This window comes from Gaetbulibacter saemankumensis DSM 17032, from assembly GCF_000425645.1.
Taxonomy (GTDB): domain Bacteria; phylum Bacteroidota; class Bacteroidia; order Flavobacteriales; family Flavobacteriaceae; genus Gaetbulibacter; species Gaetbulibacter saemankumensis.
The window spans coordinates 1,325,737-1,346,848 of record NZ_KE384430.1; the positions used below are offsets into that span (position 1 = coordinate 1,325,737).

13 protein-coding genes are annotated in these 21,112 nt (G+C 35.8%); 5 read left to right on the top strand and 8 right to left on the bottom strand.

All coding sequences use genetic code 11. The features are described 5' to 3' along the window. Window positions 1-5: 5 nt before the first annotated feature. The 3 genes from H611_RS0112595 to H611_RS0112605 all read right to left on the bottom strand — a co-directional run bounded on the left by H611_RS0112595 (window position 6) and on the right by H611_RS0112605 (window position 4,730). The gene (locus H611_RS0112595; RefSeq protein ID WP_027138716.1) at window positions 6-2,399 is read right to left on the bottom strand and encodes a 3-hydroxyacyl-CoA dehydrogenase/enoyl-CoA hydratase family protein; all 2,394 of its coding nucleotides are present in this window, start codon (window positions 2,397-2,399) and stop codon (window positions 6-8) included. A gap of 1 nt (window position 2,400) precedes the next feature. After that, window positions 2,401-2,850, bottom strand: coding sequence for a MarR family winged helix-turn-helix transcriptional regulator (locus tag H611_RS0112600; protein ID WP_027138717.1), 450 nt, complete (start codon window positions 2,848-2,850; stop codon window positions 2,401-2,403). 110 nt (window positions 2,851-2,960) lie between these two features. Beyond that, on the bottom strand, window positions 2,961-4,730 hold the full coding sequence (locus H611_RS0112605; protein WP_027138718.1) for an AMP-dependent synthetase/ligase: 1,770 nt from the start codon (window positions 4,728-4,730) through the stop codon (window positions 2,961-2,963). Window positions 4,731-5,163: 433 nt separating this feature from the next. Here H611_RS0112605 and pflB point away from each other — a divergent pair, with 433 nt between their 5' ends. The 4 genes from pflB to ppdK all read left to right on the top strand — a co-directional run bounded on the left by pflB (window position 5,164) and on the right by ppdK (window position 12,402). Continuing rightward, complete coding sequence (gene pflB / locus H611_RS0112610; protein ID WP_027138719.1) at window positions 5,164-7,389, top strand: formate C-acetyltransferase; 2,226 nt, start codon at window positions 5,164-5,166, stop codon at window positions 7,387-7,389. Between the two features lie 52 nt (window positions 7,390-7,441). Continuing rightward, window positions 7,442-8,215, top strand: a complete 774-nt coding sequence (gene pflA, locus H611_RS0112615; protein WP_051238804.1) for a pyruvate formate-lyase-activating protein — start codon at window positions 7,442-7,444, stop codon at window positions 8,213-8,215. Window positions 8,216-8,255: 40 nt separating this feature from the next. Continuing rightward, complete coding sequence (locus H611_RS0112620) at window positions 8,256-9,512, top strand: L-lactate MFS transporter (RefSeq protein WP_027138721.1); 1,257 nt, start codon at window positions 8,256-8,258, stop codon at window positions 9,510-9,512. Window positions 9,513-9,672: 160 nt separating this feature from the next. After that, the gene (gene ppdK, locus H611_RS0112625; RefSeq protein WP_027138722.1) at window positions 9,673-12,402 is read left to right on the top strand and encodes a pyruvate, phosphate dikinase; all 2,730 of its coding nucleotides are present in this window, start codon (window positions 9,673-9,675) and stop codon (window positions 12,400-12,402) included. Window positions 12,403-12,486: 84 nt separating this feature from the next. Here the strand turns inward: ppdK and purL are convergent, their stop codons facing one another. The 4 genes from purL to H611_RS0112645 form a co-directional block, all read right to left on the bottom strand. After that, window positions 12,487-16,143 (bottom strand): phosphoribosylformylglycinamidine synthase, encoded by a 3,657-nt coding sequence (gene purL, locus H611_RS0112630; protein WP_027138723.1) that lies wholly within the window; start codon window positions 16,141-16,143, stop codon window positions 12,487-12,489. A 115-nt stretch (window positions 16,144-16,258) separates the two neighbouring features. Beyond that, entirely contained in the window at window positions 16,259-17,119 is an 861-nt protein-coding gene (locus tag H611_RS0112635; protein WP_027138724.1) for a fructosamine kinase family protein, read from the bottom strand. A 57-nt stretch (window positions 17,120-17,176) separates the two neighbouring features. Next, window positions 17,177-18,220, bottom strand: coding sequence for an endonuclease (locus tag H611_RS14330; RefSeq protein WP_051238805.1), 1,044 nt, complete (start codon window positions 18,218-18,220; stop codon window positions 17,177-17,179). 55 nt (window positions 18,221-18,275) lie between these two features. Then, complete coding sequence (locus H611_RS0112645) at window positions 18,276-19,490, bottom strand: RsmB/NOP family class I SAM-dependent RNA methyltransferase (protein ID WP_027138725.1); 1,215 nt, start codon at window positions 19,488-19,490, stop codon at window positions 18,276-18,278. A 104-nt stretch (window positions 19,491-19,594) separates the two neighbouring features. Between H611_RS0112645 and H611_RS0112650 the strand changes: the two genes are divergently transcribed. After that, a complete protein-coding gene (locus H611_RS0112650; protein WP_027138726.1) occupies window positions 19,595-20,641 on the top strand; it encodes a WD40/YVTN/BNR-like repeat-containing protein in 1,047 nt (348 codons plus the stop codon). 24 nt (window positions 20,642-20,665) lie between these two features. Here H611_RS0112650 and H611_RS0112655 read toward each other — a convergent pair whose 3' ends face one another. Further along, a complete protein-coding gene (locus H611_RS0112655) occupies window positions 20,666-21,100 on the bottom strand; it encodes a hypothetical protein (protein WP_035484006.1) in 435 nt (144 codons plus the stop codon). Window positions 21,101-21,112: the final 12 nt, after the last annotated feature.

Genomic DNA, 21,112 nt, shown 5'->3' on the forward strand with positions numbered 1-21,112 from the left:
TTGAATTAATTACGCAGTGGCTTTCCTGTTTTTAACATATGTTGAATACGTTCTAAAGTCTTTCTTTCTGTACATAAACTTAAAAAAGCCTCGCGTTCCAGATCCAATAAGTACTGCTCACTTACTAGAGTAGGTTCAGAAAGGTCACCTCCAGCCATAACATAAGCTAATTTGTTGGCTATTTTATGGTCGTGTTCACTAATGTAGTTGGAAGCTTCCATAGCATCGGTACCAACCAAGAACATACCTAAGGCTTGTTTGCCTAGTACTTTTACATCTTTACGTTTAACAGGTTTTGTATACCCTTGTTTAGCTAATAGCTTAGCATGTTCTTTAGCAATGGCTAATTGTCGGTCTTTGTTAACTACAACAATATCTTTTCCTTTTTGAAGTACACCAAGATCAAAAGCTTCGTAAGCCGAGGTGGATACTTTTGCCATACCTATGGTTAAAAAGTATTCTTGAAGCGTATTTAGTTCAACATCTCCTTTTCTAAAAGAATCTGAGGCACGAAGAGCCATTTCTTTAGAACCCCCGCCACCTGGAATCACTCCAACACCGAATTCAACTAAACCAATATATGTTTCGGCTGCAGCTACAACTTTATCTACATGCATAGATAATTCACAACCGCCACCTAAAGTCATACCATGCGGTGCGGAAATGGTTGGGATGGCCGAATAGCGCATGCGCATCATGGTATCTTGAAAATATTTTATGGCTGCATTTAATTCATCGTATTCTTGTTCTACGGCCATCATAAATATCATGCCTATATTCGCGCCAACTGAGAAATTGGCTCCTTGGTTACCTATTACTAATCCCTCGAAATCTTTTTCTGCTAGATCAATAGCTTTATTTAATCCGGCTAAAACATCGCCACCAATGGTGTTCATTTTAGATTGAAACTCACAATTTAAAATGCCATCTCCTAAATCTTCGATAACCACACCAGAATTTTTAAAGACTTCTTTCGACTTTCTAATGTTGTCTAATATTATGAATGCATCTTGCCCTGGTTTTTTATCATAGGATTTATTTGATATATTGTAAGCATAAGTCGCTCCCTGTTTAACATTATAAAAGGATTCAATACCAGAAGAAAGCATGTCTTTTACCCAATTGGCAACGCTCAGTCCTTCGGCTTCAATTAATTCTATGCCTTTGTTAACGCCAATGGCGTCCCAAATTTGAAATGGCCCGTGTTCCCAGCCAAAACCAGCTTTCATGGCATCATCAATTTTATATAATTCATCAGTTATTTCAGGAATTCTATTAGAAACATAGGCAAAAAGCGCTGAAAAATTTTTACGATAAAATATACCTGCTTTATCCTTACCAGTGATTAAAATTTTAAACCGGTCTATCACCTTATCTACCGTTTTGGTAAGCTCTAGGGTGGCAAATTTTGCTGATTTTTTGTCGCGATACTCTAGAGTGTTTAAATCTAAAGATTTAATGGTTTTGCCTTCTTTTTTATAAAAGCCTTGTCCTGTTTTGCTACCGAGCCAATTATTCTTCATCATGGTTTCGATGAAATCGGGTAGCTTAAATAATTCATGCGCTTCATCGTTTGGACAGTTTTCATATAACCCGTTGGCAACATGCACTAAGGTATCTAAACCAACCACATCGACCGTACGGAAGGTAGCCGATTTTGGTCTGCCTATAACAGGACCAGTAAGTTTGTCGACTTCTTCAACGGTTAAATCGAGTTCTTTAACTTGATGAAATAAACTTTGTATTCCAAAAATACCTATACGATTTCCAATAAAGGCCGGAGTGTCTTTTGCTATTACTGAAGTTTTTCCAAGAAACTGTTCGCCATATCCATTTAAAAAATCTAATACTTCAGGCGAAGTTTTTGGACCTGGGATAATTTCAAAAAGTTTTAAATATCTTGGTGGATTAAAAAAGTGTGTACCACAGAAATGTTTCTGAAAGTCTTCACTGCGTCCTTCACTCATGTACTGAATAGGAATACCAGAAGTGTTCGAAGTAATGAGTGTTCCTGGTGTGCGGTACTTTTCTAGTTTTTCAAATACCGTTTTTTTGATGTCTAATCGCTCTATGACCACTTCCATAATCCAATCGGCATCAGCGACTTTGGAGATATCATCTTCCAGGTTTCCTGTACTTATTCTTTTGGAAAAGGATGCATGGTAAATAGGTGAAGGTTTCGATTTCAAGGCTTTTTGTAAATCATCATTAACCAAGCGGTTTCTAACCACCGTATCATCCAGTGTTAAACCTTTTGATTTTTCAGAGTCGGTAAGTTCTTTAGGAATAATATCCAGTAAAAGAACTTCAACACCAATATTAGCAAAATGACATGCAATGCCACTTCCCATAATACCGGAACCAATAATTGCAACTTTCTTTATGCGACGTTTGCTCATTTTATAGCGTATCTTTTTGATTGTAAATTCGTTTGTTCGAAATCATCTCGTTTATAACCTCAGCTACTTCATAAAAGTGTTCGAGTTTTTCTTTGGAGACATTGTTTTTTATAGCGTCATTAAAGGTTAAAACTTTCTCTCTCGAGAATACCCTTTTTTCTTGTCCGAAGTCGGTTAAACGGATGATAACTCCCCGTCCATCATTTGGATTTGGATGTCTTTCTATTAAACCATTTTGTTCCATGGTTTTTAAAATTCGGGATAAGCTTGTTGCTTCCATGCCCATTTTAGGACCTAATGCCGTTGAAGGAGTTCCTTTTTCTGGGTCTATGCTTAAAAGCGTAAATCCAGTTGCCATCGTGCTGTCTATTTTAGCAGCTTCTTCGTTGTACATTTTTTGTACAGCGAGCCAAGTGGTTCGCAATACGTAATCGATCGTTTTATCTTTCATATTATCTGGTCAGTTGAACCAAATATATGAAAAATTTATTATGCATGCATAATAAATTACATGTAATTTTGAGGTAATCTAATAATAAGTAAAGATAATAAATATAGAAGTTAACTGCTGTAAATAGAATTTATTAAGTCTTTATATTTTTCCAGGATAATTTTGCGTCGCATCTTCAAGGTAGGTGTCAGGTGACCCGCTTCTATGGACCATATATCCGGAGTAATTCTAAACTTTTTAATTTGTTCCCATTTTCCAAAGTCTCTATTGGCTATATCTATTTCCGTTTGTATACGATTAAGCAATTTTGTGTTATTTATGATATCGGAAATATTTTCAAATTCAATGTTATGACGTTTACCCCATTCTTTTACAAATTCAAAGTTAATTTGAATTAATGCTGCCGGCATTTTTTTGCCTTCGCCAATAACCATAACCTGATCTATAAATCGAGATTGTTTAAATTTGTTTTCTAATAGAGCTGGTGCAACATATTTACCACCAGATGTTTTAAACATTTCTTTCTTACGATCGGTAATAGTCAGGAAATTATCATTATCCAATTCACCAATATCACCTGTATGAAAATAATCGCCAGTCATTACTTCAGCTGTTTTTTCAGGATCTTTGTAGTAGCCCATCATGACATTAGGTCCTTTAACCAAAATTTCACCATCGTCGGCAATTTTCACCTCTACGTGGTCTATAACGCGGCCTACTGTACCTATTTTAATACCTCCATTAAACGGGCAGTTTACAGAAATTACAGGTGAAGTTTCAGTAAGTCCGTAGCCTTCCAATATTGGCATTTTTGCAGCAGAGAAAACTCGAATTAGTCTTGGTTGCAGTGCGGCACTTCCAGACACCATCGTATTCATGTTTCCTCCTAAGGCTTCTCGCCATTTGTTAAAGATAACCTTATTGGCAATTTTTAATTGGAATTCGTACCAAAAGCCATTTTTACCGTAGGGTTCAAATTTCAGTCCTAAATTAATAGCCCAAAAGAAAAGTATTTTTTTTATTCCAGTTAATTCTGCTCCTTTTGCTACTATTTTATCGTAAACTTTCTCATATAATCGAGGAACGGCGGTCATAATTTCTGGTTTCACTTCTTTCAAGTTATCACTCATAGTGTCTATACTTTCGGCGAAATATACTTCGATACCGCAATACTGATATAAATATAGAATCATGCGTTCAAAAACATGACAAACCGGTAAGAAGCTTAAAGCTCTGGAATTACCATGTTCCAATGGTACGCGTGGGGTACTGTCCAATACATTTGAAACTAAGTTTTTGTGTGATAACATCACCCCTTTAGGTTTTCCAGTGGTTCCTGAAGTGTAAATTATAGTGGCTAATTCTTCGGGTTTTATAGAATCTTTAATGGCCTTTATTTCTTCATCAATTTTGGCGTCGTTATCAAAATCAAGAAGTGTTTTCCAGTAGTTTTCATTGGGGATTTCATCAAAAGTGTACACACCTTTAAGTTTAGTATTGTCTTTTATAGTGTTAATTTTATCCACTACTTCCTGGTCTGAAACAAAACAGTATGTAGATTCAGAATGGTTTATGATATATTCAAAATCATCAGCCGAAATAGTTGGGTAAATAGGGACATTCTGTGCTCCAATTTGTAAAACGGCAATATCTAATACATTCCATGCCGTACGGTTATTCGATGAAATAACGGCTATTTTATCATTAGGTTTTACACCAAGTTTTAGTAACCCTCGACTTAAAGCGTTTGCATGAGCAATAAATTCTTCTGAAGACAATGATTCCCAAACACCATTGTGTTTTGTTGAGAACGCATTCTTTAAATTATATTTTTCAAGTTGATATTGCGGAAAATCAAAAATCCTGGTAACCTCTGTCATTAGTTTATTGGTAAAAGATAACAATGCAAAGTACGTAATTAAATGTTATTTTCATAAAGAGTGAATAGGCTTTAAAACAGTATTTTAAGAAAATTTATAAATCATTTAACAGTACGAAACGATCTGTGTCATATTATTCTTGGTTTAATTTTTTAAATAAAGAATGATGCTGTTGTTTTTATGAGTTTAATAATTTTTAAATTAAAAACATGATTAAATACTTAAAAACAACTTAAAAAGGTAAATAAAAATTATAGAAAATGATATTCGGTTAAATTTTATGAATTAACGAAAAGCAAATTCAAACGTTTTCGAAAGGTTAATCTATTCCAATACTGTGTATAGCTGATAAATATCAGTTTTTTAAGTTTTATCTCAGCGTAAATTTGTAGTGATAATTAGTGATAAAAAAACAACATTTAAATTATAAAAAATGGAATTACAAGAATTAAATAGAGATGTTTCCAAAAAGACAGTTGATGTTAGAGGTTTTGTTTTAAGAAACATAACACCTTACCTTGGAAATGGCGATTTTTTAGTAGGACCAAGCGAGAGAACTTTAAAACTATGGGAAGTTTGTAAGAAAGCAACTCAGGAAGAACGTCAAAGAAATGGGGTGCGTTCGGTTGATACAGAAACGATTTCAACGATCAGCTCCTTTGCAGCTGGATATATTGATAAAGACAACGAAATTATTGTAGGTTTACAAACTGATGAGTTATTAAAGCGTGCCATGAAACCTTTCGGAGGATTTAAAGTGGTTCAAAAGGCTCTTGCAGAGCAAGGTGTTCAACCAAATGAAAATTTAACCGAATTATTTTCAAAATATGTTAAAACACACAACGATGGTGTGTTTGATGCCTATAATGATGAAATTAGAAAATACCGTTCTCTTGGATTTTTAACAGGACTGCCAGATAATTATGCACGTGGAAGAATTATCGGGGATTACCGTCGTTTAGCTCTATATGGTATTGATTATCTTATAGAAAATAAAACAGAAGATTTAGAGAATATTACTGGACCAATGACCGAGTCGGTTATTCGTTTAAGAGAGGAAGTATCTGAGCAAATCAAGGCATTAAAAGCGATGCTTGAATTGGGTGCAAATTATGGTTTAGATTTAAGTCGTCCAGCTCAAAATGCTCAGGAAGCGGTACAATGGACTTATATGGCATACCTAGCGGCTGTGAAGGAACAAGATGGTGCAGCCATGTCTTTAGGTAATGTGTCAACATTCTTAGATATTTATATTGAAAAAGATTTACAAGAAGGTTTAATTACTGAAGTTGAAGCTCAGGAATATATCGACCAGTTTGTAATGAAGTTACGCATGGTGCGCCACCTAAGAATGAGTGCTTATGATGAGATTTTTGCAGGAGACCCTACCTGGGTAACAGAAGCTATTGGAGGTATGTTTGAAGATGGAAGAACCAAAGTGACTAAAACTTCCTATCGTTTCTTAAATACTTTGTATAATTTAGGACCATCACCTGAGCCAAACATGACGATACTATGGTCTAAAGATTTACCACAAAACTTTAAAGAATTTTGTGCTAAAGTATCTATAGATACCTCTTCAATTCAGTTTGAAAATGATAATTTAATGCGAGCCGAGCGTGGTTCTGATGATTATGGAATTGCATGTTGTGTGTCTTACCAAAGTTTAGGAAAGTCAATTCAGTTCTTTGGAGCTAGAACAAACCTGGCTAAAACATTATTATTAGCCATTAACGGTGGACGTTGCGAAAATACGGGGACGTTAGTTGTTGAAGGTATTGAGCCGTTAGAAGGAGATACGCTTGATTTTGATACTGTAATGGCTAACTTTAAAATAGCTATGAAGGATGTGGCACGTGTGTATAACGATTCGATGAATATTATTCATTACATGCATGATAAGTACTATTACGAAAAAGCTCAAATGGCTTTAATAGATACAAATCCATCAATAAATATCGCTTATGGTATTGCCGGGTTGTCGATTGTAGCAGATTCACTTTCAGCTATAAAATATGCCAAAGTAACACCTGTGAGAAATGAAGAAGGATTAACTGTCGATTTTAAAATTGAAGGTGAATTCCCTAAATATGGAAATGACGATGATCGTGTAGATACTTTAGCTGCCAATGCTGTAGCCGATTTCAATAATGAATTAAAGCAATTACCAGTTTATAAAGATGCAGAACCAACGTTATCTGTTTTAACCATTACATCAAACGTGTCTTACGGGAAGAAAACAGGAGCAACACCTGATGGTAGAGCAAGTGGTATTCCTTTTGCACCTGGAGCAAATCCTATGCATGGGCGCGATTGTAACGGAGCAATAGCCTCTTTAAATTCGGTAGCTAAAATTGATTATAAGAATTCTTTAGATGGGGTTTCAAACACATTCTCAATGGTTCCAAAATCTTTAGGAGCATCAGATGAAGATAAGATTGAAAACTTAACGAGTATCATCGACGGATATTTTATTAAAGGTGCGCAGCATTTAAATGTAAATGTTCTCGATAAAGAAATGTTAATGGATGCTATGGAGCACCCTGAAGAATATCCACAATTAACAATTCGTGTTTCAGGTTATGCCGTTAATTTTGTTAGATTAACAAGAGAACAGCAACTAGAAGTCATTACACGTTCTTTCCACGAATCAATGTAGTTTTTTTATCATTTGAAACATCTAAGAAAGTAGTTTTAGAACGCTTTCTTGGATGTTTCTTTTAAAATTAAAGCCAATTAAAACTGAAGATAACATATTAAGAGTTCACTCATTAGAATCCTTCGGAACGCATGACGGGCCAGGCATTCGTTTTGTGATGTTTTTACAGGGATGTAAGTTGAAATGTCTGTATTGTCATAATCCGGATACTATTAACACGACAGGAGGAAAAGAATATGAGGTTGAAGAGTTAGTGCAAATGGCCATTAATTTGAAACCTTATTTTGGAAGAAAAGGTGGCGTGACTGTTTCAGGAGGTGAACCCTTATTACAATCAAAAGCCTTAATTCCTTTCTTTAAGCGATTGAAAGAGGAAGGTATTCATACCAATTTAGATACGAATGGACGTTTATTGAATCATTTTGCTATCGATTTATTAGATAATTATGCCGATTTAGTGATGTTGGATATCAAGCACATGACAGAAGAAGGGTATCAAGCATTAACGGGGCAAAGAAATAAAGAAACAACCTTCGAATTTGCTAAGCACCGTGAAGCTTCAGGTAAAACCATGTGGTTGCGTTATGTACTTATTCCGGAAATTACAAATAGACCGGAACTTTTACATGAAATGGGTAATTATTTTAAGGATTATAAAACCATTGAAAAAATTGAGCTTCAGCCATATCATAAATTAGGTATTCATAAGTGGGAAGCTTTAGGATGGGATTATGAACTAAAGGATGCTAGAGAAAACACTAAGGAGGAAATTCAACAGGCGGTTAGTATTCTAAAAGAGTATTTTAAAGAGGTTAAGGTAAATTAAAAAATGAGCTGATAATACAGCGCTTATATACAATTAAGTCATGAAGACACAAAAATTAAAAAATCGTTGGTTAATAGCTGCTTCAGCAGTAGGTATTCATATTTCTATTGGATCCGTTTACGCTTATTCAGTGATGACGAATCCTGTTAAAGATGTTTTTGATGTTGATGGTAGTGTGATAAAATGGGCATTTAAAATAGCTATTTTACTGCTAGGTTTATCGGCAGCATTTTTAGGTCGTTGGGTAGAGAAAGTTGGTCCAAGAGTTAGTGGTACAACCGCAGGTCTGTTTTATGGTGTCGGAATTTTAGGTTCTGGTTTAGCCGTTCAGTTGGAATCGTTAACCTTGTTTTATCTTTGTTATGGTGTCATTGGAGGTATAGGCTTGGGTTTAGGGTATATTACACCTGTTAGTACCTTGGTGAAGTGGTTTCCCGACAGACGTGGTTTAGCTACGGGTATGGCTATTATGGGCTTTGGATTCGCTGCTTTAATATTTGGTCCTGTAATGCAAAGTTTGTTCGATGCGGTAGGGGTTGCTAATGCGTTTTACATTTTAGGTGTTATTTATATGCTTCTTATTTTGTCTTCAGCAAGTTATATAGAAAGACCTCCGGAAGGCTACTTGCCAGCAGGTTTTAAACCTGGAGAAGGGAAAGTAATAAAGGCCGATATGGCAAATATTGATGCTAATGCGTCTTTAAAAACAACAAGATTTTATTACATCTGGATTATGATGTTTATAAATATTTCAGGTGGTATTGCTATTATATCGGCAGCAAGCCCGATGATGCAGGAAAAATTAAATTACACGCCTATGGAAGCGGCAGCTGTAGTAGGTTTGATTGGAGTTTTTAATGGATTAGGTAGGCTTTTTTGGTCAAGTCTTTCAGACTATTTAGGTAGAGCAAACACTTTTGTTTTATTTTTTGCTTTTCAGATTTTAGCTTTTTATTTTTTACCTAAATTATCAATGGAGATCACATTTTTAGTAGTATTGTTTACTGTAATTACTATGTATGGGGGTGGTTTTGCAACTTTACCAGCTTTTTTAGGAGATCTTTTCGGGACAAAGCAATTAGGCGCTATACATGGTATGGTGTTGGCAGCCTGGGGACTTGCTGGTGTTGTAGGTCCAACTGTTTATGATGTGGTTAAAAATACCACAGGATCCTTGGATGTAACCTTAGAAGTTTTTGCTGGTTTATTCGTTATAGCATTTATTGTATCATTGTTAATGAAACGTACAGTAAATAAAGCTTATAAAAAGATGTATAAGGATTTGAAATATGCTTAGTGATACTTAAACAAATTAGTTTAATTATTTTAAAAGAAACCTGTGAAACTAAAATTTTCTCAGGTTTTTTTTATTACAGTTAGGTATATGATTTATGTCATAAAAAACCTTATTTATTGGACTTACATTTATATAGTAAAAATTAGAAAATTATTATATTATGGAGTTACTTGAAAACGTAAAAGCGCGGGTTTTTAAGTTTGGAAACAAATCTGCCGATGGTAATAGTTCAATGCGAAATTTACTGGGAGGTAAAGGAGCTAATTTAGCTGAAATGAGTGCTATAGGGATTCCGGTGCCACCTGGATTCACCATTACAACAGAGGTTTGCACAGAATATAACTTGTTAGGAAAGGAAGCGGTTTTCGAAATGATAAAAGATGAAGTCGAAGAAGCTATTGCTAATATAGAATCGGCTATGGGAAGTGAGTTCGGAGATAAAGATAATCCGTTGCTTATTTCAGTAAGATCTGGAGCCCGTGTTTCCATGCCAGGGATGATGGATACGGTTTTAAATTTAGGAATGAATGATGAAGTAGTTCTTGGATTGGCTAAGAAAACAAATAACGAAAAATTTGCCTGGGATTCTTACCGTCGATTTATCCAAATGTACGGAGGTGTTGTTTTAGGTATGAAACCTGAATCGAAAGAAGATATCGATCCATTCGAAGAAATCATGGAGCATCTAAAAGAAAAACGCGGTATAGTATTAGATACTGAATTTTCTATTCAGGATTTACAGGATTTGGTTTACGACTTCAAAGACGCGGTTAAAAAGCGCACAGGACATGATTTTCCAACAAATCCTTGGGATCAATTGTGGGGAGCTGTTATTGCTGTGTTTAATAGTTGGAATGGCGATCGTGCAGTATATTATAGAAATATGCACGGATATCCTGCTGACTGGGGTACTGCTGTAAATGTTCAGGCCATGGTTTACGGAAATATGGGTGATCATTCTGGAACAGGTGTTTGTTTTACACGTGATGCCGGTACCGGAGAAAATGTCTTTAATGGTGAGTATTTAATCAATGCACAAGGAGAAGATGTGGTTGCGGGTGTTCGTACGCCACAACAAATTACGAAATTAGGTTCTCAGCGTTGGGCAGAATTAGCTAAAATAGAAGAAGAAGATCGTGCGGAAAATTATCCTTCTCTGGAAGAATTGATGCCTGGCATTTTTAAGGAGTTAAATGAGTATCAGGATATTTTAGAAAAACATTATCGTGATATGCAGGATATGGAGTTCACTATACAGGAAGGAAAATTGTGGATTCTACAAACCAGAAATGGTAAGCGAACCGGAGCGGCCATGGTAAAAATTGCGATGGATTTACTTAAAGAGGGTATGATTGATGAAAAAGAGGCTTTGTTATTAGTGGAACCAAATAAGTTGGATGAATTATTACACCCGGTATTCGATCCTAAAGCTCTAAAACGAGCTAATATTATAGCTCAGGGGTTGCCAGCTTCACCAGGAGCAGCAACTGGTAAAATAGTCTTTTTCGCAGATGAAGCGAGCAAATTTAAAAGTAGCATTTTAGTTCGAATAGAAACCTCGCCAGAAGATTTAGAGGGTATGAATATTGCCAAAGGTATTTTAACTGCAAGAGGAGGCATGACTTCACATGCCGCCGTGGTAGCACGTGGTATGGGTAAATGCTGTATTTCTGGAGCAGGTGCTTTAAAAATAAATTACAAAACCAGAACCCTTACAGTTGGAGATCATGAGTATCACGAAGGTGATTGGATTTCATTAAATGGTTCTACTGGTAATATTATTGAAGGTAAAGTAGCAACCAAAGAACCAGAATTAAGTGGCGAATTTGCCGAACTTATGGAGCTCGCAGATAAGTATGGGGTTATGAAAGTACGTACCAATGCCGATACACCTAATGATGCTAAAGTGGCTCGAGGGTTTGGAGCTCAGGGTATAGGTCTTACTAGAACTGAACATATGTTTTTTGAAGTGGACCGTATCAAGGCTATGCGTGAAATGATTTTGGCTGATACCGTAAAAGGACGTAAGCAAGCTTTAGAAGAATTATTGCCTATGCAGCGTGAAGATTTTGAAGGTATTTTTGAAGCTATGGAAGGTTTGGCGGTAACCATTCGATTGTTAGACCCCCCATTACACGAGTTTGTGCCGCATCAGTTAGCAACTCAAAAAGAATTGGCCGAAGAAATGCATATCTCGCTTCAAGCGGTAAAAAATAAAGTAGCCGAATTAGAAGAGTTTAATCCGATGTTAGGGCATAGAGGTTGTCGTTTGGGTAATACCTATCCGGAAATTACTGAGATGCAAACACGTGCCATTATTGAAGCAGCGCTTAATTTAAAAGAGCGTGGTATTATTTGTAAGCCTGAGATAATGGTGCCATTAGTTGGAACTGTTAAAGAATTTGAAGAACAGGAATCTATAATTAGAAATACAGCTGATACTATTTTTGAAGAAAGAAATGATAAAATTGAGTATTTGGTTGGAACTATGATTGAAATTCCTCGTGCCGCTTTAATGGCCGATTTAATTGCTGAAAAAGCAGACTTCTTTTCTTTCGGAACTAATGATTTAACTCAAATGACTTTTGGATATTCCCGTGATGATGCCGGTAAGTTCTTGCCAATATACATCGAAAAAGGTATTTTAAAAGTTGATCCGTTTGAAGTACTCGATCAGGAAGGCGTTGGACAATTAGTTAAAATTGGAACTGAAAGAGGTAGAAGTACAAAACCAAACTTAAAAGTTGGTATCTGTGGTGAACATGGTGGAGAACCTAGTTCTGTAGAATTCTGTTACCATACCGGTATGGATTACGTAAGTTGTTCGCCATACCGTGTGCCAATTGCCCGATTAGTTTCAGCGCAGGCCGCTATAAAAGCAACATTATAATTCTCGATGACTAATTCGTAATTAATCAAAAAAGCCTGAGATTATACGATAATCTCAGGCTTTTTAGTTTATAATGGTTAAGAACTAATGGTTTTCAATCCATAGTCTTGCATTTACAAAAGCTTCTAGCCAAGGTGTAACTTCATCTCGTCTGCCATCAGGGTAATTAGCCCAGTTCCATTGGAACGTTGAGCGTTCAATATGAGGCATGGTAACTAGATGGCGCCCTGTTTTATCACACATCATGGCCGTGTTAAAGTCAGAACCATTTGGATTGTGTGGATAACCTTCATATCCGTATTTAGCAACGATATGATATTTATCTTCGCTATAAGGTAAGCTAAATTTACCTTCACCATGAGAAATCCAAACTCCTAAAGTAGTACCAGCTAAAGTTGATAGCATGATAGAATTGTTCTCTTGGATTTTTACAGAGGTAAAAGAGCTTTCGTGTTTATGAGAATTGTTATGAACCATTTTACCATGAATCTCATGGTCTGGGTTAATCTCTTCTAACTCCATAAATAATTGACATCCGTTACAAATACCAACAGATAATGTATCTTCCCGATTAAAGAAGTTCTGAATCGCTTTATTTGCTTTTTCGTTGTATTTAATCGCGCCTGCCCAACCTTTTGCCGATCCAAGAACATCAGAGTTAGAGAAGCCCCCAACAGCTCCTAAGAACTGAATGTCTTCGAGCGTTTCACGACCAGAAATTAAATCAGTCATGTGAACATCTTTTACATCAAAACCAGCAAGGTACATAGCATTTGCCATTTCGCGTTCCGAGTTACTACCTTTTTCTCGTAATATAGCAGCCTTTGGTCTGTTCCCGTTTAATTCAGGTAATTTTCCTGTAAAATGTTTAGGGAAAGTGTATTTAAGTGGTTGATTTTTATAATTATCAAAACGATCTTGAGCTAATCCATTGGCCGTTTGTTTTTGGTCTAATAAATAAGACGTTTTATACCAAACATCGCGTAAACGAGATACAGTCATAGTAAACACGTCTGTACCATTAATAACACTTAAAGTGTCCGATACTGTAACTTTACCAATATTAAAGAATGCTATGTTTGCTTCAGATAAAACGCTTTCAATCGAATCGTCTTTAGCCTGAATTACAATACCTGCATTTTCAGCAAACAATATTTTGAATGAATCTTTTTCAGCTAAAGCGGTGACATCTAATTCGGCTCCAATATGCGTGTCGGCAAAACACATTTCTAATAAAGTAGTCACTAAACCTCCGGAAGCAACGTCGTGTCCAGCTACAATTTGTTCTTCTTTTATTAAATTTTGAACCGTGTTAAATACATTTTTAACATATGCAGCATCTTTAACATTAGGGGTGTCTTTCCCTATTTTATTAACAACTTGCGCAAACGAGCTACCACCAAGTTTAAAGCTGTCTTGAGAGATGTTAATATAGTAAATGTTACCTGCATTCTTTTTAAATACAGGCTCTACCACTTTATTAATATCGTTACAGCTACCTGCAGCCGAAATAATAACGGTACCAGGAGCAATAACATCTTCGTTAGGGTATTTTTGTTTCATCGATAAGGAATCTTTACCGGTTGGTACGTTAATTCCTAAATCGATCGCGAATTCTGAAACGGCCTCAACAGCTTCATACAGTCGAGCATCTTCACCTTCATTTTTACAGGGCCACATCCAGTTTGCTGAAAGAGAAACCGATTGTAAACCATCTTTTAATGGTGCCCAGATGATATTAGTTAAAGACTCAGTTATAGAGTTTCTACTACCTGCAACCGGGTTAATTAAACCTGAAATAGGAGAGTGTCCTATTGAGGTTGCAATACCTTCTTTGCCTTTAAAATCTAAGGCCATTACACCAACGTTGTTAAGTGGGATTTGTAAAGGTCCAACACATTGTTGTTTAGCTACTTTACCACCTACACAGCGGTCTACTTTATTTGTTAACCAGTCTTTACAAGCTACAGCTTCTAATTGTAAAACCTGATCTAAATAATCATAGAATTTATTTGAAGTATAGTTAACGTCGCTATAATTTCTGTTAATAGTTGAATCGGTAATAGTTGTTTTTGGTGAACTACCAAACATATCTTCCATGCCTAAGTCCATAGGTTTGCGACCGTTTGATTTCGATTCGAAAGTAAATCGATCGTCGCCAGTTACATCACCAACGGTATACATTGGAGAACGCTCACGCTCGGCGATACGTTGAAGGGTGTCAATATGTTTTTCGCCAATAACTAGTCCCATACGTTCTTGAGATTCGTTACCAATAATTTCTTTATCTGATAGCGTTGGGTCTCCCACAGGAAGCGCATCTAAGTCGATTTTTCCACCGGTGTCTTCTACTAACTCAGATAGACAGTTTAAGTGACCACCAGCTCCGTGATCGTGTATAGATACGATAAAGTTTTCTTCGCTTTCAACCATACCTCGAACGGCATTTGCAGCACGCTTTTGCATCTCCGGATTAGAACGTTGCACAGCGTTTAATTCGATGCCTGAAGCAAATTCTCCTGTATCGGCGCTTGATACAGCCGCACCGCCCATACCAATACGGTAGTTTTCACCACCAAGTATAACTATTTTATCACCTGTTTGAGGGGTGTCTTTTAAAGCTTGATCTTTTTTGCCATAACCAATACCACCAGCTTGCATGATAACCTTGTCGAAACCAAGTTTACGCGCATCTTCTTCATGTTCGAAAGTTAATACAGAACCACAGATTAATGGTTGCCCGAATTTGTTTCCGAAGTCAGAAGCTCCATTCGATGCTTTAATTAAAATATCCATGGGTGTTTGGTATAGCCAATCACGTTCTTCTACAGCTTTTTCCCATGGTCGGTTTTCTTCTAAACGTGAGTAAGACGTCATGTATACCGCGGTTCCAGCTAAAGGTAAAGAGCCTTTTCCTCCTGCTAGTCTATCACGAATTTCACCTCCAGAACCAGTTGCTGCACCATTAAAAGGCTCTACAGTAGTTGGGAAGTTATGAGTTTCTGCTTTTAATGAAATAACAGAATCGAATTCTTTAATGGTATAAAAATCAGGAATATCTGCACGTTTAGGAGCAAATTGCTCAACTTTTGGACCTTCAATAAAAGCAACGTTATCTTTATAAGCCGAAACTATGGTGTTCGGATTTGTTTCAGATGTTTTTCTAATTAATTTAAATAAAGAAGTTGGCTTTTCTTCACCATCTATAATAAACGTACCGTTAAATATTTTATGGCGACAATGCTCACTATTCACTTGAGAGAATCCAAAAACTTCAGAATCGGTTAATGGACGTCCAATTTTTTTAGAAACATTCTCTAAATATTCTACTTCCTCATCACTTAAAGAAAGTCCTTCCTGAATGTTGTAAGCTGCAATGTCTTCGATATCTAAAATAGGTTCTGGCTCGATATTTATAGTAAAAGATTCTTGGTTTAAGCCATTAAACTTTTCTGAAATCATAGGGTCGTAATCCTTGAAATCTTCACTTACAGCTTCAAACTCCTCAATTCTTATAATATCTGAAATCCCCATGTTTTGAGTGATTTCAACAGCATTGGTACTCCAAGGCGTTATCATAGCAGCTCTTGGACCTACAAAATATGCATCTAAAGATGTTTGATTTATTTTAGGTTGATTGCCAAAAAGCCAGTTTAATTTGGAGATACTCTCGGTAGATAATTCTTTTGTTGTTTGAACGGCAAATACTTTGCCGGTTACGTTTCCAAAGAAATGAATCATTTTAGATATGTTATGGTTGAAATTTTAAATTGCAAAAATACACTTTTTTAGTCATTTAAATCTGCTTTTTTTAGGAAAGCCTAGACTATTATTAACAAGGTATTAAACAAGGGAATTAAAAGTGTTTTTTTAGAATGTTTATAACAGAAGCGTGATATGAACTCCCAAATAAATTTAGATGCACCAATAGATAGTAAAGCTGGTAAATGTCCATGCGTGCATTAGAATATTCATTCGTGGGATGAATAGAGTAATAAGCTTGGTAAAAACTGTTTCCAAAACCCCCGAAAAGTTTAGTCATGGCAATATCAACTTCATTATGGCCATAATATACAGCAGGATCTATGAGATAAGGTATGCCATCTTTTGATATTAAATAATTACCACTCCATAAATCGCCATGTAGTAATGAGGGTTTCAAGTTATTTAATAATAATTCTAAAGTCTCAAAGATTCGATTTTCTGAAGGGTATTCTGATGGTTTTAATAGGTTTTTTTTAACAGCTAAGTCCAGTTGAGGTTTTAGGCGCTCTTTAATGTAAAATTCAACCCAAGTTTCATGTGTTGCGTTTGATTGTGGTAAATTACCAATAAAGTTATTTTGGTCTAGTCCGAAATCTTCAGTAAAGGAGTTGTGTAAATCTGCTAGTTGGGTTCCTAAAAGTTCAAAATCTGAATTTGTAGCTGATTTTGTTTCTATGTATTCCAAAACTAAGAACGCGTAATCATGGTAGATGTCACAATGGAAAACCTTTGGTGTGCTAATCGTGTTGGTGCTTTGTATTGATTTTAGTCCGTTTACTTCCGATTGAAATAACTGCAAAGCATTTTCTGAGGAATTTATTTTTAAAAAATAGGAGTGGTTAATTGTTGAAATAACAAAAGCCGAAGAAATATCACCGCCAGAAATTGGTTGAAGACCCTCTATTTGAGTATTTAAAATATTTGAAAGATAGGTTTTGAAATTGGCGTCCATAATTTGAAATTAAAAAAAAACGGTCCTTTAAGTAAAAGGAAGCTTAGAATTATTTTTTTAGCGTTTAACAAGTTTTTTGGTTAATGTGCCAGATTCTGTTGTTAGTTTTACTAGATAAATTCCAGTTTTCAAATGAGTAATGTTAATTTTTGAATTGTTGGTACTTATATTTGTTTTACTTAATAACTGACCTATTGCATTATAGAATTCTACCTGTGTGGGTTGTTTTGTTTGTATGTTTAGATAATTTTCCTGATTAGGGTTTGGGTAAATTTTAATAGTATTCACAAAGAAACTTTCGGTGCTAAGAATGTTCCCCCAAGTGTCGGTAGCTTCTGGTCCTCCCCAAATTGCCGTTGCTAAAGCTGGATTGTCAATAAAAGGATTTCTGTTGCCTTGAGCATAAGTGTTTAAAGTATTTTCGTGAAACTCATTACGCTGTATTTCGTAATTAGAAACTTCATCTTCTGAATTCCATTGTAGGAATAAATCAATCATACTATCAGGTGTACTCACGGCACTTCCAACTCCAACATTAATGGGTAAACATTGGTCGCCATAACGTAAATACATGTACATGATGATTCTTGCTACATCACCTTTCCACTCATCACCGGGATACCATCCGCCTGTTACATTACCTAAATTACCAGATCCTGAAGCGAATTTTTGATTTCCTCTAGTGCCATTTCTTTGAACATCAGAAGCTCTAATATGATGACCATCTGCACCCGGACCGGAATTATCCATAACGGGAGTTGCTAAAGATTTGGCGTAAACATGTTCTCGGTTGTAGTCACAGGAATTCCCACCGTTACTGTTAATGTCTCTTTCTAAATCGTTGGTGCAATCAATATCACTGCCATTTTCCCATCCATATACTAAAAGTACTTTAGTGCTGTTGCTAGGGTTAATGTCTGTAGCCTTCGTGGCATCCCACCCATAGGAAAGTATGTTGGTATGCGTGGTTGTAATTAGGTCTGCTAAATCCTGTTTTAAAGCTAAACCGGTTTTACTAAAGTCTATACTGTTGTAATAGGCTTGTTGCCTAAAAACAAAAGCAGAAATAAAGGTGAAAATAATAGTATAAAGTTGTTTCATCCAAATCCTGTTTTTCATTAGGGTATGGATGGAATAACTTACTAGTAAGCCTAAATTACTTTTTCTTCTCTAGTAATGCCATATAGAAGCCATCGTATCCAGATTTGTGAGACAATACTTTCTTGTCTTTAACAAATATAAAATCTTTTCCGGAATCAGATTTTAAGAAATCATCAACTTGTTGCTGATTTTCAGATGGTAATATAGAACAAGTCGCATATACTAATTGGCCGCCGGGTTTTACCATTCTTGAGTATTGCTGAAGAATTTCTTGTTGGGTTTTTTTAATCTTGTCAATGAAATCAGGCTGCAATTTCCACTTGGCATCAGGGTTTCTACGTAGCACACCTAAACCAGAACATGGGGCGTCGATAAGAACTCTATCGGCTTTATCGTAAAGTTTTTTTATCACTTTTGTCGATTCGATCGCACGTGTTTCAATATTATGGGCTCCGTTGCGTTTTGCACGACGTTTTAATTCATTCAGTTTATTACCATAGATATCCATAGCAATAACCTGCCCTTTGTTTTCCATAATTGAAGCAATGTGCAAGGTTTTGCCTCCCGCGCCAGCACATGTGTCTACAACGCGCATACCAGGTTTTATGCCTAATAGAGGAGCAACCAACTGGGATGACGCATCTTGAACTTCAAAAAAACCATTTTTAAATGCTTCGGTTGAGAATACATTTGCCCGCTCTTTAAGTTTTAAAGCGTCTGGATAATCTTCAAGAAACTCTGTTTCAATATTTACATCGAATAATTCGGACTGTAATTTTTCCTTAGTTGTTTTTAAGGTATTAACACGAAGCACAACATCGGCTTGTTCATTTAAAGCGGCAATTTCTTTAGTCCAAACTTTGGTTCCTAATTCTTTTTCACCTAATTCGTCAATCCAATCAGGAATTGATTCTTTGAATTTTCTAATTTTAGATAGTTCGTCAAAACGTCCTTTTATTTTGCGAGTTGGGGTGTTTTCAAAATATTTCCAATCCGGTAGTTTAATACCTTTAAGTGTTGCCCAAACGGCAAACATACGCCAAATATTATCTCGGTCGAACGGCTCTTTAACTTCTGCGATTTCAGCATATAAACGTTTCCAACGTACTATGTCGTAGGTTGTTTCCGCTACAAAGGCACGATCTCTAGCGCCCCAACGCTTATCACGTTTTAAGAGCTGTTGAATCACCTTATCGGCATATTTTCCTTCGTTAAAAATTAAAGTCAATCCGTCTATAACGGCAAAACATAAATTTCTGTGTAATCGCATCTTGTATAAATAAGGCTGCAAAGTTACACTTAAAAAGTCGATTTGTTAAATCTGTTAACCGATAATTAGGAATGCTTTACTATTTTTAAACCAAATTAAATTTAATGAGAGCTTTTTTATATACGTTTATTGGTTGTTTATTCATAGTTTCATGTAAATCGGAAGATAAATTTAAACCACGAACATTCAATGGTGTCGAGTTTGTTACCTTACTGGAAGATTCTTTATTAAGTGTACGTGCGATTGATATTTTAAACGATGGAAGCTTGTCTTTTGCTGCCAATAACGGGGCTTATGGACTATACAGCCCTAAAACAAAAATGTTTCAAACTAACATCCAGAGGCACGATAGTTTGAATTTACATTTTAGAGCGGTGGCACATACTGCGACGGATTTTTTTATGTTGAGTATTGAAAATCCTGCATTGTTGTATAAGACAGGAGATTCTGGTAAAATGACTTTGGTTTATGAAGAACAAGGACAAGGAGTGTTTTACGATGCGATGACTTTTTGGAATAATCGAGAAGGAATAGCTGTTGGAGATTATGTAAATGGATGTTTATCAATAATTATTACACGTGATGGAGGAGCCACATGGATGAAAATAAGTTGTTCAGAATTACCTGGTGCAGAAGCAGGTGAAGGGGCCTTTGCAGCGAGTAATACCAACATAAAAGTTTTGGGTAATAAGGCATGGATTGGTACGACCCATGGTAATATTTATTATTCTGAAGATAAAGGGAAGTCTTGGAAGCTTATTAAAACACCTATAGTTAAGGCTGGGGATACTGAAGGTATTTATTCTATTGATTTTTATAATGAGCATATTGGTTTTGCTATTGGTGGCGATTACATGAACCCTGAGATTGATAGTGCTAATAAAATGCTTACAGTAGATGGGGGCAAGACCTGGGAATTGGTGGCAGCCAATAAAAACCCGGGATACAGAAGTTGTGTGCAGTATATTCCTAAAGGGGAAGGAAAGGAATTGGTAGCAGTTGGATTTAAGGGTATAGATTATAGTAATGATGGCGGTTTAACCTGGAAACATTTAAGTGATGAAAGTTATTATACTATACGGTTTATAAATAACAAAGAAGCTTATGTTGCCGGTTCTGGAAGGATTTCTAAAGTGACTTTTAGGGAATAAAAAAGAGCTAAATAGCTCCTTTTTTTATTTTCTAGGTTGCCCCATTCGTTTTCGATATTGTTCAAACATTTTGTGTTTAAATTCGTCTTCTGCTTTTTTAAGTAGTAAGACTTTTTTGGCCGGAATTATATTTGATAGATTTTCAAGATTTTTAATTCGCAGGATGTGTTTTTTGTCTTCTATTACTTTAATATCGTTTAAAATTGATTTAGCTTCAGCTTCGGTGAGTTTATCTGGGTTAAAGGTTCTTCTTATTCTGTTTAATTCCTCTCTTAATTTGAAAAACTCATGTTCAAACGTATTGTAGACTGGCCAGAATTCTTGGGCTTCTTTTTCAGATAGATTAAGTTGTTCTGTTATGTATGCTATTTTTAACGTTTTTATGCGCTCATGGTGATTTTGTCCAAATGAGCTGAAGGATAATGCTATTATAATGGCTAGGGTGAATATCTTTTTCATAATTTTAAATAT